Origin of the sequence: Paenibacillus ottowii (genome assembly GCF_050516475.1) — a bacterium.
GTDB classification, from domain to species: domain Bacteria; phylum Bacillota; class Bacilli; order Paenibacillales; family Paenibacillaceae; genus Paenibacillus; species Paenibacillus ottowii.
Map to the genome: position 1 here is coordinate 33,448 of NZ_CP191577.1, position 16,766 is coordinate 50,213.

At 46.5% G+C, this 16,766-nt stretch carries 13 protein-coding genes and 2 riboswitches; all 13 genes read right to left on the minus strand.

Features of this window, described 5'->3' with window-relative positions:
* Positions 1-122 precede the first annotated feature (122 nt).
* Positions 123-1,376 (minus strand): L-lactate MFS transporter, encoded by a 1,254-nt coding sequence (locus ACQQ6X_RS00160; protein WP_305167552.1) that lies wholly within the window; start codon positions 1,374-1,376, stop codon positions 123-125.
* A 135-nt stretch (positions 1,377-1,511) separates the two neighbouring features.
* Entirely contained in the window at positions 1,512-2,276 is a 765-nt protein-coding gene (locus ACQQ6X_RS00165) for a LytR/AlgR family response regulator transcription factor (RefSeq protein WP_305167554.1), read from the minus strand.
* Positions 2,273-3,934 carry a sensor histidine kinase gene (locus ACQQ6X_RS00170; RefSeq protein ID WP_305167555.1) on the minus strand — a complete coding sequence of 554 codons (1,662 nt, stop codon included), beginning with the start codon at positions 3,932-3,934 and terminating at the stop codon, positions 2,273-2,275. The genes ACQQ6X_RS00165 and ACQQ6X_RS00170 overlap by 4 nt, the downstream gene beginning before the upstream one ends.
* On the minus strand, positions 3,931-4,095 hold the full coding sequence (locus tag ACQQ6X_RS00175) for a hypothetical protein (protein WP_305167557.1): 165 nt from the start codon (positions 4,093-4,095) through the stop codon (positions 3,931-3,933). Before ACQQ6X_RS00175 ends, ACQQ6X_RS00170 begins: the two co-directional genes overlap by 4 nt.
* Before the next feature lie 179 nt (positions 4,096-4,274).
* Positions 4,275-5,771 (minus strand): methyl-accepting chemotaxis protein, encoded by a 1,497-nt coding sequence (locus tag ACQQ6X_RS00180; RefSeq protein ID WP_305167558.1) that lies wholly within the window; start codon positions 5,769-5,771, stop codon positions 4,275-4,277.
* Between the two features lie 207 nt (positions 5,772-5,978).
* Positions 5,979-6,620: a 50S ribosomal protein L25 gene (locus ACQQ6X_RS00185; RefSeq protein WP_305167559.1), complete on the minus strand. Its 642-nt coding sequence runs from the start codon at positions 6,618-6,620 to the stop codon at positions 5,979-5,981.
* A gap of 233 nt (positions 6,621-6,853) precedes the next feature.
* A complete protein-coding gene (pulA, locus tag ACQQ6X_RS00190; RefSeq protein ID WP_305167560.1) occupies positions 6,854-9,382 on the minus strand; it encodes a type I pullulanase in 2,529 nt (842 codons plus the stop codon).
* Positions 9,383-9,821: 439 nt separating this feature from the next.
* Positions 9,822-9,965 (minus strand): hypothetical protein, encoded by a 144-nt coding sequence (locus tag ACQQ6X_RS00195; protein ID WP_305167561.1) that lies wholly within the window; start codon positions 9,963-9,965, stop codon positions 9,822-9,824.
* A gap of 101 nt (positions 9,966-10,066) precedes the next feature.
* Complete coding sequence (locus tag ACQQ6X_RS00200) at positions 10,067-11,212, minus strand: mannitol-1-phosphate 5-dehydrogenase (protein WP_305167562.1); 1,146 nt, start codon at positions 11,210-11,212, stop codon at positions 10,067-10,069.
* Positions 11,209-11,643: a PTS sugar transporter subunit IIA gene (locus ACQQ6X_RS00205; RefSeq protein WP_025365592.1), complete on the minus strand. Its 435-nt coding sequence runs from the start codon at positions 11,641-11,643 to the stop codon at positions 11,209-11,211. The genes ACQQ6X_RS00200 and ACQQ6X_RS00205 overlap by 4 nt, the downstream gene beginning before the upstream one ends.
* Entirely contained in the window at positions 11,640-13,724 is a 2,085-nt protein-coding gene (locus tag ACQQ6X_RS00210) for a BglG family transcription antiterminator (RefSeq protein ID WP_305167563.1), read from the minus strand. The genes ACQQ6X_RS00205 and ACQQ6X_RS00210 overlap by 4 nt, the downstream gene beginning before the upstream one ends.
* A gap of 82 nt (positions 13,725-13,806) precedes the next feature.
* Positions 13,807-15,285, minus strand: a complete 1,479-nt coding sequence (locus ACQQ6X_RS00215) for a PTS mannitol transporter subunit IICB (protein ID WP_305167565.1) — start codon at positions 15,283-15,285, stop codon at positions 13,807-13,809.
* A gap of 423 nt (positions 15,286-15,708) precedes the next feature.
* Positions 15,709-16,107, minus strand: coding sequence for a glycine cleavage system protein GcvH (gene gcvH / locus ACQQ6X_RS00220; RefSeq protein ID WP_305167566.1), 399 nt, complete (start codon positions 16,105-16,107; stop codon positions 15,709-15,711).
* A gap of 391 nt (positions 16,108-16,498) precedes the next feature.
* Positions 16,499-16,596, plus strand: a riboswitch (glycine riboswitch).
* Between the two features lie 3 nt (positions 16,597-16,599).
* Positions 16,600-16,696: riboswitch (glycine riboswitch) on the plus strand.
* Positions 16,697-16,766 lie beyond the last annotated feature (70 nt).

Sequence of the window (16,766 nt, forward strand, 5' to 3'; positions counted from 1 at the left end):
ATTATACCGTAAATTAAGTTATCGGAAAAACAAATAACCTGCCATAATCTCCCTTAGAGAAATGATGGCAGGTCTTTTGGCATTCATTTAGTCCTATTTTCTCAAATCATTTTTACCTATTTTTAACCTAATTTTGTACCTGGCTTCATGCTGCGCACACTGTTGGTATTTTTCTTCCGTTCGCTGCGCAGTTTGCCTTTACCTTGTTCGGGAGTGCGAATGGTGAGGGCAATCAGGAACGATACGACACACAGCACAGCAATCGTGGTAAAGGTCGGGATGAATCCGCCGAGCAAGGCCGCGATACATGATCCCGCCAGCGCACCCAGACCAAAGCCCTGATACACAATCCCATAGTTTTTGCTTTGGTTCTTCAAACCAAAGAAGTCAGCTACAATAGCAGGAAAGACTGTAATGTTGCCGCCAAAGCAAAAAGCAATTCCTGCTACACAGGCAAAGAACAAGCCAAAATTCAGCGGTACCAGACTCAGTACTGTAACTGCGATTGCCGTTGTTAAAAGTGCACCTGCTACCACTTTCAGACGCCCTACCTTATCAGATAGCGCACCCAAAATAATCCGACCCGCCGTATTGAAAATAGCGACCATGGCGACCGCATTAGCAGCTGTGGCTACATCTAAGCCGGCCATCCGTACGCCGATATCTTTGACCACTCCAATCAAGTAGAGGCCACTCATACAAGCGGTAAAGAACATGACGAACAGCAGGTATGCCTGCTTGGTGCGCAGCATTTCTTTAACGGTATAGTCGCGCTGTACAGCCCCATCTTGTACCGAGGGTTTATTCAGAACTACTGCTTCTTTCACCAGGAAAGAACCACCGACAATCATGATCAGCACGATGATTCCCCAATACAAAAACGCTTGCGATACGCCAACGGACTGAATCAGCGAACCGTTAACATATTTGAATACCAGACTGCCTGTCCCGTAGGCTCCAACTGAAATACCGGAAATAAGTCCTTTTTTCTCAGGAAACCATTTAATCAAATTCGACAGTGATGTAATATATGCCGTTCCATCCGCAAAACCTACGACAATACCTGCCAAAATGTAAAGCAGGGATAACGAGGTTACCTGTGAACTGAGCATGAGCCCTGCCCCTAGCACCACCCCTGCACACAAAATCAGACGGCGAAGTCCCCATTTATCCTGTAGCTTGCCTGCGAATAACGTAGCAAACGCTAGGGCAAAGCTGGTAATTGAAAATGTAATAGCGACCGAACTGAGGTTCCAGCCAAAGCGGTCCACTAACGGTTGATTAAATAAACTCCATGTATAAATGGTACCTAACCCCATCTGAACAATAATTGTTCCAAGCACGACCAGCAGGCGATTTCCGCTGTTTGATTTCATTATAATCTCCTCTTTTCATTCCGGCTCTACAGCATCAATTATGATGGATTCTCTCTACACGGGTTATTATAACCCTGCATGTCAGCCAGAAATCATTTGAGGAATGAAATGCACCTATTGCGGAATGAAATGCCTTTAAAGTCGCATAATTTGCCGAAATTCTTTGGCCTTACTGCGGCTTACCGGAATTTCAGCTTCTAGTCCACGCAAGCGCAGGAGGTACGTATGATTGAACCAAGGTACAATTTCACGGATCTGCGACAGATTCACCGTGTAAGATCGGTGACAGCGAAAAAAATCCTGCTGCGGCAGCCGGGCATGAAATTCCGAAATGCTCATCGGCATCGTATATTCTTCGTGCCTTGTAAAGACACGAGTTACCTTTTCCTGCGCACACGCATAGTAAATATCGTTCGCATCCGTTACGATAATTTTGTCATTTTTCAGCAGATTAATACGTCCCGGAGCAGCAACGGTATTGGTTTCAGCCACACGGGTTTGCCCAGCCGGGACAGACTCCTGTGTTTGAGTGTTTCGCTGTTCATAAGCATTTTCCAGCTTGCGCAACATGGATGCGATCCGTTTTTCATCATAGGGTTTGAGAATGTAGTCAAACGCCTCCAATTCAAAGGCCTGCGCCGCATGTTCTTTATAGGCAGTCGTAAAAATAATATAAGGCTTTTTAACAAATTTGCTAATGTTCTGCGCCAACAGCATCCCGTCCAACGAAGGAATGTTGATGTCCAGAAAGATCGCGTCCGTCTCCTGATCTTGCAGAAACCGGAACACATCCAGTCCATCCTCGAAACTGTCGGTCACCTCAATGCTGCTATGCGTCTGAATCAGATACTCCAGCTCTTCACGCGCCGGAAGCTCGTCTTCTACAATTATGGCCTTCATGACTTCTCCTTTGGTATGTCAAAATAAACTTCGGTGCCCGGATCATGTTTAAGAATAATGACTCCTTCACCGTACATCAGCTTGAGTCTTCTGTGCACATTATACAAGCCGATCTGTTTAGCCGGAACCTGATCATGATATAGGTTATCCACCACCTCGTCCCGTATACCCACCCCGGTATCAGATACAGAAATACGCACTTTTTCACCACGGTCCTTTACAGAAATCGTTACCGTACCTGGCCCCTTTTTTTTGAGGATTCCATGATTAATCGCATTTTCAACCAAGGGCTGGATGATTAGGCTTGGAATACGCACGGAAACCTCATCCATTACATACTCCACCTGAAGCCGATTACCGAAGCGGGCTTTTTCTATTTCTACATAATCGGATACCTGCTGAAGCTCCTTGTGGATTTCGATCAAGTCATCATTCAACTCCAAATTATAACGCAGATAGCCTGACAAATTAATGATCAGTTCGCGCGCTTTATCTGGCTTAGTGCGTGTCGTCGAGGCAATGGCATTTAACGCGTTGAATAGAAAATGAGGGTTGATCTTAGTCTGGAGTGCCTTTAGCTCGGCCTTATTCGCCGCTTCCTTAATTTGCTCCACACGTGACACTTCCATTAACGTGGATATGATTTGAGACAAGCCAATCGCCATTGTCTGCAGCGGATACGTGATTTTATAAGCTTTTCGGTAGTAAATCTTCAGCGTTCCGGTTACTTCTCCCCGCTCCTCTAACGGGATAATGAGCAGAGACTGGATCTGAGGCGTTTTATCGTCAGCAATATGGTTGCGGATCGTGATTTTACCGCTGCGGATCGTCGCTTTAGTCACATCGCTAATGATTTCATCCCCGATATGATAGCGTTCTTCGCCAAAACCGACATAAGCCAGCACATCTCGGGTATCCGTAATCGCCACCGCGTCAGCCTTGATGTCTTCTTTTATAATCGAGCAAATCGTATGCAAGGATTCCGCATTAATCGAACGAAAATAAGGCAGCGTCTTGTTGGCAATATCCAATGCCAGCTTGGCCTGTCTGGCTGCGATATTCTCCTTTTCTCCCTCCACACTCTGGATCAGCAGAACAATTAAGCCAATACTGACTTCTCCGATGATCATCGGTAGACCGATCTTGGAAACGATGTCCACTCCAAGGCTATGGGGTTGTGCCATCATCAGAATAAGCAGCATCGTCAACGCTTCGCAGACCATACCTGCAGCGATACCGACCAGCCATCTCTTGGAACGATTGACCCGGCGACCGATATACCCTGACACCACGCCCGCCAGAATACTTGTAATCAGACACGGAATCGAGGTGATTCCCCCGATATCAATCAGATAACGGTGAATCCCCGATACAATACCTGTAATGATCCCAACCCAGGGTCCAAACAAAATACCTCCCGCCATAATTGCAATGATGCGAACGTTAACCAGCGAACCTTCGACTTCAATCCCGGTATAGGTGCCAAACAATGCAAACAGGCAAAAAATCAATGTTAGAATCGTCAGCTCCGCCGGAGAATGACTGTTCTTCTGCAAGGTTTCCTTAAATCGGGGGATACGTGTAATAAAAAACAAACAAATCAGCAACAATGCTGCGCGCTCAAATAGCTGCATCAGCATTTCCAACAAGGCGTTCACATGCGTTCCTCCCAAATCAAAACAGATATGCCTAGCGCCTCCAGCTTATGTCGTGCAATCAGACGATTTTCCTCAGAAACGATAGACAAGCTTCTGGACGGTGAAAGAATACGTATCTCGTCCCCAGCTTTTAATTTAGGTGCTTGCTTCCCCATGATCATGGTCATTCCCCCCTGTTACAAAGCGTTTAAACTGCAACAAATTATACCATCAACTTCCATCTAATTATAGCTTATAGAAGTCCCCCTTCATTTCCGTTTTCAAGCCCATTAAAAAACCGGGGATATCGCATGTTAGCGATAAGCCCCGGAGCTCTATTCCCGATGATAAAACGGTTCGATTATTTACTTTGACTGATTTGGCTAGAGCTGCTGTCCTCATTCTGATGATGAACCAGTTCTTTCAACTGAATAATCAATCCCTCCAGTTCACTAAAGCCAGCCATCATATTGGAGGTTATATTTCGCTGCTCCTCAACTCCGGCCAATATTTGTTCTGACGCTGCACTCGCTTGTTCTGTCACACTGGAAAATTCCATCATCTCTTGAACGACCTGAGATGAGAATTGCTGCATACTATTCGTACTGGATTCTACCTCCACAGCCTGCGTCAATACTTTACTTGCATTTTGTAGGATATCCTCCAGTACAATTTCGGTCGAATGTGCAGACTCCATACTTTGCTGTAGTCTTTCCTGTCCCATGTCGAATTGGCTTACGACAGAATCCATCTGCATTCTCAGCTGGTCCAGAATACCTTCCATTGCTACCGAGGTGTTCCCAACCATTTCAGCCAAATTACGCACTTCTCCAGCCACGATCGCAAATCCTTTTCCATGCTCTCCCGCTCTGGCGGCCTCAATGGATGCATTCAAGGACAGCAAATTGGTTTGCTTTGAGATTTGAGTAATATCTTTAAGCATGGCAGACATATTGTCACTCTGCACTTTGAACTCATCCAATTCTTCTTTGGTACGACTCATCACCTGACCCAAATCCTTAATTTGAGACGTTAATGCAAGCAGTTGACTGCTCCCTCTGCTCCCGGCACTCTTCGTATCCTCGGAGAGCTGCTTCAGCTCTCGGGAATGATCGGCAACCTCGCGCACGTGCCGGTCAGACTGAGCCAAGTTATCGGTTACCTCAGTGATATTCGTAGCTTGCATTTCTACCCCTTTGGCAACCTCTTGAAACCCAATAGCGACTTCATTCGTCACATTGCCCGTCGCATCTACTTGATTCCTGAACCGCTCTGTAAAGCTATGTAATCTCGTTACCGCTTGTCTTACCTGTTCAAACAGAAATTCAATACGTTGCCTTGTGGCATCCATATTTTTATGTTGTTCTTCCGTTATCTTAAACTGCTTTTGATTTAACACCGATACCACTAGCAATAGCAACCCAATCAGCAATACAATAATAAACTCATGCACATAACGCAAAGAACCGGTAGCTGGCAGAGTTGCAGGCGTACCGATCGTAATTTGTACAAATATATTACATAGATTTATAATCATAGCTGCCAAAAAATATCGGTAAGATGGGTAGAGCAGCAACAATGAACAAATAAAGATCGTAGTCACTACCTCCACGCTAGATAAGTTCACCAATATACATATTAACGCACTATAAAATGTAATAATCCAAGGAATAAGCCGGATTCCTATCTTTTGTATATTCAAAATCGTCAAAACTGCCGCGACTACAAATCCTACACCGCTAGATATCCACATCGAGGGATTAGATACAGCCGGGACGATGCTGCTCAAAGTCATAATCCAAAAAATAATGATCACCAATTTGTTTCTTTGCCACAACAATTCATTCATTCTGTCCATGATTGTGTACGCGCTCCTTAGAGAGATATATTAGGTATTTATAAAATAAAAATGTAAATACCATGCTATATATATCGTCATATCATTACGCGTATTGAATGAATGGTCGTGCTTTCAAGAAAAAACCACCCCCTAACAGGGAGCGGTTTGACTTAGGGTTGGATCAACTTCTTAAATGGGCAGACGTCCACGCCCCTGCTGACTACATTAGGATTCCTTGTTTTCGGAAGCCTCTCCAGCACCTTCAGTTGCCGCTGCATCACCTTCCACAGCAGCATTCTCTACCTCGACTGCACGTGGAACGATCACGGATGCCAGCAGCTCCTCTTCAGAGACATGCAGCGTCACACCTTTAGGAAGCTTCAAGTCGCTTGCGCTCAGCTTGTCCCCAATATCCAATGCGGATACATCCACTTCAATGGTGGACGGCAAGTCAGAAGGCAACCCTTCAACTTCGACCTCTGTTTCTTGAATTTGCAGAATACCGCCTGTTTTTGTACCTACAGGTGTACCCTGATAATCAATAGAAACACGCACGCGAAGTGGTTTGTTCTTGGAAATCTTTAAAAAGTCAGCATGCAACCATTGGTTGTCACGCTGTTGATAATCTTTAATAATAACCGGAATCGTGTCTCCGCCTTCCACTGCGAGGTTAAATACCTCTGAACGTCCGGTTTTGACTACTTTGTTAAATTCCTTGGCATCCACATGTACAGGAGTTCCCTCAATCTCAGAGCCGTAAACCACAGCTGGAATCCGTCCTTTTAACCTTAATCCACGAATGGCCGAACCCTTCTTCTCTGTTCTCGGCTGGGCGGTCAGTTGAATACTTCCTCCATTAGAACTCATGATTACAACCTCCTTTAGGTTACCTTACAAATGTCTTTCTCCAAGAATCTTGCTTGTTTACCAGTTGTACTACAGAATATAAGCCAGCAAGCTGGCAAAACTAAACAAGTCCATAAATCTATTTTACCCCTTTTTTCTGAAAGTGAAGCATGTTTGCAAAAAAAAATAGCATCTCTCGAATTGATCGAAAAATGCTATTTTCTCGTATATATATGGCAGCCAGACCTATAAATCTATCCCGCCCGGTTATCGTTAACCAGTAATAAATATTCCTCTCTGCCACTATGAATCAACACCTGCATCACCGACCGGGTCAGGTCTACATCAATATATCGATCTGCTTCCACATCCTTGGCATCCCAGTGATTCAGACGGACAATGTAGCCCATTCGCTGGACATCAGGAGCCACCTGAATACGGGCTACTGCCCGACCATCATCTAAATCTTGAAATTCAACATGCCCGTCACGGTACCCAGTGCCCCATACCCACACGTTCCAGCCGGAGTATTGCTTGTCTGCACGCTCGTAGATCAATTCAATTGTGCGAAATGGGGCAGCTCCTCCATCCTTTTCAAGGAGAGCCTCTACCCTCGCAGTACCTGCAATTTCCAGATCTATCCGCTTATCCAAACCTTTTGCTTCATTATCCGTCTGCTGATTAGCTTGATTTTCTTCAGTTACAGAGAGGACTCGCGCAGGCTCTTCCTGATCGTACAACACCATCATCGACCAACGGGATACCGTCACACGATGGCCTACTACTTCATACCGTGTCTCATTCCCGGCCCCGTGTGCATCCACGACTACATGCCAACGATCCGATTCCGCAGGCAATAATATGGTCTGCTCTGTATCCGAGCCGTTATAAATCACCACAATATGATTCCAGGCATCGCCGTTAGCATGATGCCTCAATGCAAAAGCCACTACATGCCCACTACTTTGCAGGACTTCCATGTGCTGCTCCACCAGTTCACGACGATCCATACGAAATGCCGGGTGATTTCGCCGTAGAGCAATTAAGCCCTGGTAGTAATCAAACACGGGGCGAAACCTTGCCTTGTTATCCCAACGGATAGCGTTCACCGCATCAGAGCTTCGATAGCTGTTATGGTCTCCATATTTGGAACGCAGCAGTTCATCTCCTGCATGGATAAAAGGAATGCCTTGCGAGGTCAGGACCATGCCGTTAGCCAACAGGGACTTGCGTACAGTTTCGTTTTCAAGCAGATTACTTTCATCCAGTTCCTGATAGGGATCTGCTTCGGCTACAGCTTGCTTAGCTGTCCTTCCATCTTTGGGTTTCCCCTGCTCCCATTGCGGAAAACGACAACTCTCCCGCAAATGTCTCACCGTCAAAATTTTATCCCACAGATTGAGATTGTCGTGGGCCGTTACATAATTGACGGTCTCTGATGGCTGAGCGGTGAAATCATAAATAGCTCCAAAAGCACCTTGAAGTACCCGTTCCTCCTGATTTTCTGCCCCTGTGGCAAATCCGCTTCCTGTACCGTCGCTATCTCCCTTAATGGCAGAGCGGTAATTGTCGTTAAAAACGGCAAAGCCTTTGTCCCGCTGCGTTCCTTTTAACGTAAGCAAAGGCTGCGGGGACTCTCCTCCCGTCCAAGGCTCACCATAGATCAGCAGATCGGGACGTATTTCAGAGCGAAGCTCTCGGGTAAGCTGCTCTACAGTCGGTGTATCAATCAGCGCCATCAAATCAAACCGAAAGCCGTCTATGTGATATTCTTCTGCCCAATAGCGTAGTGAATCCTTAATATACTTGCGCACCATCGGACGTTCGGTCGCTAGTTCATTACCTACACCTGATCCATTGGTGAGCTTCCCTTGCTCATCCGTACGGTAGTAATATCCAGGTACGACAGGCTCAAATGGGCCCTTTTCCACCGAATACGTATGATTGTACACGACGTCCATAATGACACCGATACCGGCCGTATGCAGAGACTGTACCAGCTGTTTCAGCTCGCGTATACGCGTCTCCGGGTCAGCTGGATTGGAAGAGTAAGACCCCTCCGGCACATTATAATGCTGTGGATCATAGCCCCAGTTATATTCCGTTCCTAATTCCACAAAGTCATTCACCGTATGAAAATCAGCCACTGGAAGCAAATGAACATGTGTAATGCCCAGCTCCAGCAAGTGGTTCAGTCCGATACGGTTACCCTCGGAATCCGTTAAGCCCGTATACGTAAAGGCTGCAAACCGCCCTTGAGTAGCAGATAAACCTTTTATACCCGTATTAAAATGAGGGTCCATCGAAAAATCACGCACATGAAGCTCATAGATAATGGCGTCTGTCGCACGCTCAAGTACAGGTCCCTTATCCCTTTCCCATCCATCCGGGTTGGTTTGATCCAAACCAATGATAGCCGTACGCTGCCCGTTGGCTGATACCGCTGTGGCATATGGGTCGGCCGCATAATGAACAGTGTGGTCTGCCCACTCCAGCCTGTACATGTAATAATATCTGTTCCAGTCGCCTTCCAGTTCTATAGACCAGACACCTTGACCATCACGACTCATGGGAAATTCCTGACCCCCGCCGTGCTCCTGAACGATTCCTTCCTGATCGTAGACCCCCGCGTCGTTATACAAAGCTATATGAACCTGCTGTGCAGTCGGTGCCCATACCTTAAATTTGCTGCCTGCAGGCGTATAAGTAAGACCCAAATCATTGCCTTCATATATGGGATATGCTGTGTGCTCAAGCCCCTTGAGCTGATTGAAATCAGACATTCCTGTTCACCACCCATTTTTATACATCGGCTATAGCCTCTGTTCATCCATCATTTATGATGTTTATGACTTGTCATTATACCTCAGGATTTGCAAAATCCCTCACCTCATAGGCTATCAAAATAAGACAAGCTTGAAAAGCTGGATGATTTAAATAAGGATGACGCTTTCATTTCAGTGCGCACACTCCATTTTATGACAAAACGATGAACAGGCTACAGCTTTCGCCTTTAAAACATCACATTTATTTCCTTGCTTTTATCACTTAAAAAATAGGCAGAAAAAAGTATGCTAAAACATGCAAAGTTCTCAGGAGAGTCGACGGTGATCCATTTGAAAAATTTGGTCAGCTATTCGCATAGTAGAGCTTCGATGCGAAACAAGAATAATCGTTTTATCTTGCTGCTGTTCTTTTAACGATTTTAAAATAATCGCTTCATTATTGCACAATTTCCTTTATCCCGCGTAAGCTGTCCAAAAAATAACTGCTCAGCTGACCGAAGATTCCCTTTGTCCTTGCCTTCGAGCTGGCTGGAGCCAATCTGCGTAAAGCTAGAAGCACCTTATCTCGCAGCACGGCCAAAAAATCCTCCTGAAGCTCAACTTTACAGAACACTTTAGTGTGCATGTAGAAGTTTTGTCTTCAAGAGGATGATCGAAATAAATGCTTGTTATTACGTTGTTTTATGAATTTATAATATCATATTTTTCTAAAACCTGCCGATGTAACGGGTCATCTGCAGGTATGGATGTATATCGTGTCAGCGCCACACTCACCCCATGGCTGCGAATCACCTGCTGAAGCTCAACTGCTTCAGGGTCTTCCGTAATATCAAATTTACAGGCAGCAGCCATTCCTAATGCCAGATGATCAGTTGGAATGCCGTACTCCTGCGCTTGCAGCGCGGGACGTACAAGACGGTCATTGGGAGACAGCTTGCGAAGCGGTGATCGTCCGACCCGGGTAACCTCGTCTGTCAGATTAGGATTGCGGAAGCGATCCAAAATCTTGGCGATGTACTTCTTATGCTCCCCTTGATTCAAACCGAAACGCCTCACAAGCACCGCCCCTGTTTCCTCCAGCGCCCCTTGGATCGAATCCACCACCTTTTTATCCTTCATGGCTTCCTGGATCGTGGCATAACCTGCGATATAACCAATATAGGCCGCTACGCAATGTCCCGTATTCACCGTGAACAGCTTGCGTTCAATATAAGGCTCCAGATCCTGCACGTAAAGAATGCCTTCGATTTCCTCATGGTCAGGAGCCATTTGCGAGCGATCCACAACCCACTCGTAAAAAGGCTCTACCTGCACATGCAAGGGATCCTCATGATGCTGGATTGGCACAATCCGGTCTACCGCAGCATTGGGGAAATATACCGATTCCTCTGCCTTGGCACGAGTCGCCTCATCCAGTAGCGCAAAAACATGCTCTTTCAGTTGGGCGCTGCCTCCGATTGCATTTTCACAGGCGATGACATGCAGCGGGCCCGCCCCTCGCGCTACCCGCCTTGCTATCCCCTCGGCAATACCTGCGGCAATATGCCTGAGGATGCTGACACCTACCGCGGTCGTTACCAGATCGGCATGGTTTACCGCATCCGCTACAGCGGATGCATCTCTGCCATCAATCGCAGTTACATTCGTCACCGTCTCCGTATCCTTCGAATCATTCGCCAACTCTACCGTATATTGCTTGCGGCGGCGTAACTCAGATACAAGAGTTTCGTTGACATCTGAAAAGACAACCTCATAGCCTGCGCGCGACAAAATCAGCCCAATAAAGCCACGACCGATATTTCCTGCTCCAAAGTGGACGGCTCTCATAGCTCCAGCTCACTTTCAAACAGATCAATAATTTCCTGCGCAGTCACCGCGTTGCGAAGTTTGTCCATATTCTCTTCCTCCGCACATACTACAGCGATACTAGTCAAAATCTCCATATGATCGCCACCTTGGGCTGCAATGCCGATCACCATGTAAGCTTTTTCTTCCCCGAAATCTACGCCTTGCGGGAACTGAACGATGGAGATGCCTGTAGACTGAACAAGCGTCTTGGACTCCTTGGTACCATGTGGAATCGCCAGCCCATTCCCGATATAGGTGGATACAATCTCCTCGCGTTCAAGCATCTTGTCAATGTACTCACTTGTAATATGTCCTGCATCCAGCAGGATTTGCCCTGCCATACGAATCGCCTCATATTTGTCTTTGGCGGTTGCGTTCATTTTTATTTTGTCTATCGTCATAATACTCACGTTAGATTCCTCCCTGTCCCTAATTTACTGTGGAAAAATTCAGCCAGCTCACTCGATATATAATTGGCAATCTGATCCCTGCTACCATGTTCCAGTAGCGTAATCATGTCTTCCTGCAACAGTAATGCACTAATCTCGCTCAATACCTCCAAGCTTTCCTTCGGCAACTCACGAGGTCCCAACATCAGCAGAACGCATTCTACCTGCTCATCTACATCCACCAGCAGCGGCTCAGCCAGCCTATACAAAGTCAGCGAAGGCTGGCGAACATAGGGACTGCGCGTATGAATCAAAGCAACGGAGGTATCAGAAATCACCTGACTCCCTTGACGCTCTCTTTCTATAAGTTGTTCAGCAACAACAGAAGGCTCTGTGACATTTCCCCGCACTGCCTCCAACATGCAAATAGCCTCTATAGTAGCCGACATATCCATCCCTTTATTTTCCAGCTGGTATACTTGAAATTGCTGTACAATGTGTACAATCTCCTCAAGGCTTTTCCGTAGACCGGTAAGCCACTCCATGCCCTGGCCGGGCTGAACAGCCTGTTCCTGAGGATGGTCATTAAGTTGATTGAGTGTAATATGCTGGATAAAATGACGCAGACGGTCACTCTCCTCTTGCGTCAGCAGCGGACTGATTTTGAGATAACGATCCGGTTCAAGCGGCAGCTCCACTGTCGAAATGATCAGATCATAATCCTCCTTCGGAATCCGCGTCGCCTCGTACCATGAGGCTCTATCCACGATTTTGATCTGTGGCAACTCCTTGGCCAGTCTTGTCGCCAGAAGTCTGGAGGAGCCAATTCCGCTCGTGCAGACTACGATGGCTCGAACCTCCCGCTGCAATTGTCGCAGCCGCTCCAACGAAGCGCCAAAATGCATGACCAGAAATCCGATCTCTTCATCCGGTACTTCCATTTCTGTCATATCCGCCGCAGCCTTTTTGACCGAGTCGAACAAGCTGCCGTAATCCTTGCGGATTTGCTGAAGGAGAGGGTTGCGGATGGACTTCCCCTCCCTCAAACGTTTGAGTACCGGAGCCATATGGGCAATCAGCCCTTCACGCAAAACGCGGTCCTCTGCCAGTGGTGTGCCTGTCTCTGCCTCCACACGACGAATCAACTCATGAACCAACTCCAGCAGTACAAGATCATCCAGTGGCAGCAACCGTGTGGAATGATCCTCAGCATCACGGAACAGCAACCTGAGATAACTTCGTTCTGAGTCTGGAAAATCAATATCCATCGCCGCCGACAACTCTGCGCATATGCGTTCTACCATAGCTGTGCGCAGCATGATATTCTCCTCCGAATCTGTCTTCGGATACGGGAGGGAGGGACGATGATCTACAACGTACCCGAGTCGCAGACGTGCCAGTGACACGCAAATTTGAATCAGCAATTCCATATATTTGCTTTCCACCATGTTTTTCAGCCATTGATCATGAGGCTGCCAGAGGGCGTTCTCCACGGTTAGCAAGTTCCCCCTGCCAATCATCTCCAGCAATTTTTCAGTGACACGTGTCACCGGACGAAGCTCCTCACGACCGGAAAACAGATCCGATTCATCCAAATATTCGAGAGCCAGCTCAGAAATCGCCCGTCTTTTGTCTATCTCCCGTCCTGTAATCTCGACACCGTATCCCCGTCTGCGCACAAGCACGAGCCCTCGATCTTCGATCCAGCTTTGTAATTCGTCCAGATCATGACTGACCGTAGTTACTGTGACTTTCAAATCCGATGCCAGCGCCAGCAGCTTGATCGGCTCCTGTGTATCCAGCAGCATGCACAGAACTACAATCTTTCTCTCCTCAGCCGAGTAATCGTCTGACTTCGTATGCAGCAACTGCTCTCGTAGACTTGCAAGCTGAGTTGGGTCGGCATCCACATAGATACCGATCCCTGATTTTTTCTCCAGCTTTACCTCATGAGCCGCCAACCAACACTCGACTGCGCCAAGTTCCCGATGGACCGTCCTTGTGCTGACATTGATCTTCTCGGCAATTTCCCCAGCCGTAACCTCTTGGGGCTGCTCCAAAAGATACTCCACAATGTCAGATTGTCGTTTCGTAATATTCATAAGCGCATACCGTTCCTTCCCAAGCTCTATTCCCTTTCAGCAGGAAATACAAACTGTACACAGACGGCTGACTTTATAGGGATTAGGAGCCGGATTTCAGACGGTCAACCAGCGCTTCGTATTCAGGGCTTTTCAGAAAATTGTCAATGGAAATGTGCTCAGCATTCGGGGCTATCGTTTTAGCCCGGTCTGTCAACGTTTTTTGCGTAATGACAATATCCGCATCCTGTGGAATTTCACTGATTGCCGTATTTGTTACCGTAACGTCCACGCCCGCCTGTTTCATTTTCTTGCGTAAAATGGAGGCTCCCATGGCACTTGAACCCATGCCTGCATCACAGGAAAAGACAATTTTGTTCACTTCGGATTTATCCTTGAGCAGCCGATCTGTAGCACCCTCGGCAGTACGACCAGATGCTTGGTTACTTTCCGCTACAGTGGCGCTAGCACTTGCACCTTTGCTTTGATTTTTCATATCTTTCAGGCGGGATGCAGCTTCCTCCAGCCCCTCTTCCTTCTGCTTACCTGTCTTGAGCAATACTGCGGCTACAGCAAAGGATACGACCGCAGCAGCGACCACACCGCTCAGCATCGGCAAATATCCACCTTTTGGTGTCATCAGGAAATAAGCGATGATACTACCTGGTGAAGGAGCAGCAACCAGTCCGGCACCTGTCAACATAAAACAGAAGGTTCCCACAACGCCCCCAGCTATAGCAGCAAGAATCAGAATCGGCTTCATCAAAATGTAAGGGAAATAAATTTCATGAATCCCGCCGAAAAAATGAATGATGACTGCACCAGGAGCAGACGACTTCGCAGAGCCTTTACCGAACAGGCAATAGGCCAACAAAATACCGAGGCCTGGCCCAGGATTGGATTCAAGCATGAACAAAACGGATTTTCCGGTTCTTGAAGCTTCCTCCAGCGCAATTGGACTCAATACTCCGTGATTCAATGCGTTGTTGAGAAATAATACTTTTCCGGGCTCAATAATGAGGTTGACAAGCGGCAAAAGCCCTGCATTTACGAGAAACTGTACCCCTGCCGACAGCACTTGGCTGATGGTTTGTACGACTGGGCCGATGCCCACATGAGCGAGTAGTGCTAGAATGGCACCGATAATCCCAGCCGAGAAATTATTGACCAGCATTTCAAAACCTGATTTGACTTTGCCTTCAATGGCCTTATCGAACTTCTTCAATATCCATGCAGCCAGCGGACCAGCTACCATCGCGCCTAGGAACATCGGGATATCGGCCCCCACAATGACACCCATCGTCATAATGGCACCGATCACACCTCCACGCTGTCCGTGAATCATTGTGCCTCCTGTATAACCAATCAGCAGCGGCAGCAAATAATTTTTCATCGGATCAACCAGTTGTGCAAAACCCTCGTTCGGGAACCACCCGGTCGGAATAAAAAGTGCTGTAATTAATCCCCACGCGATAAAGGCCCCCATATTGGGCATAACCATACCGCTGAGAAAACGGCCAAAACGTTGTACGGCAACACGAGCGCCACCGCTTGAACTGGACTTTGTGTCCACTGTGCTCATATTCATATCCTCCTTGTGAGTAAATAGCATCACTACCTTTTCTTAAAATTCATACTAAATGACAGCGCTATCTTCATCAACGAAATGAAAACGTACTTTCGTCATGAACGTTGATGACAACATTTAAATTTAAAGTAACGCCAAGGCATTATACCTGCATAATTCTTCTTAATATGGCCGATAACAATAGAAATTAGTCGAAGAAACATCGTTGTAAATCTGCATATTTTTTAGTGGGACACCCTTCTAAATCTGAGGAAATGACGTAATTACGCCTTCTAAAAACAACAAAAAAATAGCCGCTATGTCAGGTCATAGCGACTATTTTATACAAAAACCGAGCGGACTCACGATGCTCTTATTTAATTCAAGATCCATACAAAAAATCAAAATAAAAGGTAGTAATTCATGCTGTATTACTTATTATTGCTGATCCGAAATCAACTGTTCGTACTGCTCCGCAGACAGCAGTTTGCCCACAGCTTCCTCGACATCATTGCTCATCTCTACTTCGATCATCCAACCCTTTTCATAGGGAGATTCATTCACCAGCTCAGGTGTGCTTTCCAGAGCTTCATTCACTTTCATAACGGTTCCCGCCACCGGAGCAAAAAGATCGGAGACTGTCTTCACCGATTCAATTGTGCCGATCTCCGCCCCCTGTTCAATCGTTGTTCCCACCTCAGGTAATTCCACAAAAACAATATCACCCAGCTGATGCTGTGCAAAGTCTGTAATGCCGATTCGCAACGTTCCATCCGCTGTGCGCTGAACCCACTCATGTTCGTCTGTATACCAGAGTTCCTGTTTCACTTCACTCATCCTGCTTCGCCTCATTTCCACATGAATAAAATGCTTTTGATCACTTGTATTAGACAGGTTAAGATTATGACAACAAGAACATCCATGTCAATAATACTAACAAAAATACTTCATACCAACCTATATAGCATAGTCTATCAAAAATAATAACTTGTAACAAACGCTTACATATCCTTATTTATACATTAAATGTTTTTCATATTGTTTCATATGACATTTTTATTGACATTTTGAATGAATTTGCGTATTAATGGGTTATAGCAAATGCTTTTGGAAATACATCGACAACTGCAAACGCGGATGAACGCGGAGGGAGAGACTGCCAAAAGGATTCTCATAGCTGTTGTCGTTTGTGAGACAGTTATGCACGCGAATCGGATCAAGTTGTTACCTGCAAAACCGGGTAGCATACCATTGATCCAAAAGGTAGCGCCGAAGGAGTAAACTTGCATTGCAGGTGAATCTCTCAGGCAAAAGGACCTTTGCCGGACGCATCTCTGGAGAGCATTCGCGATTAGAGCGGATCACCCAAGGGGAAACCTGGTACATACCGGGGTAACTTTCTGGTATCAAGGACAGAGCTGAAAAAAGAGTATGGACCGCCGTCTATACGTTTCTTTCAGCCTGTCTTTTTTGTTTTGGCCGATTACACTGGATAG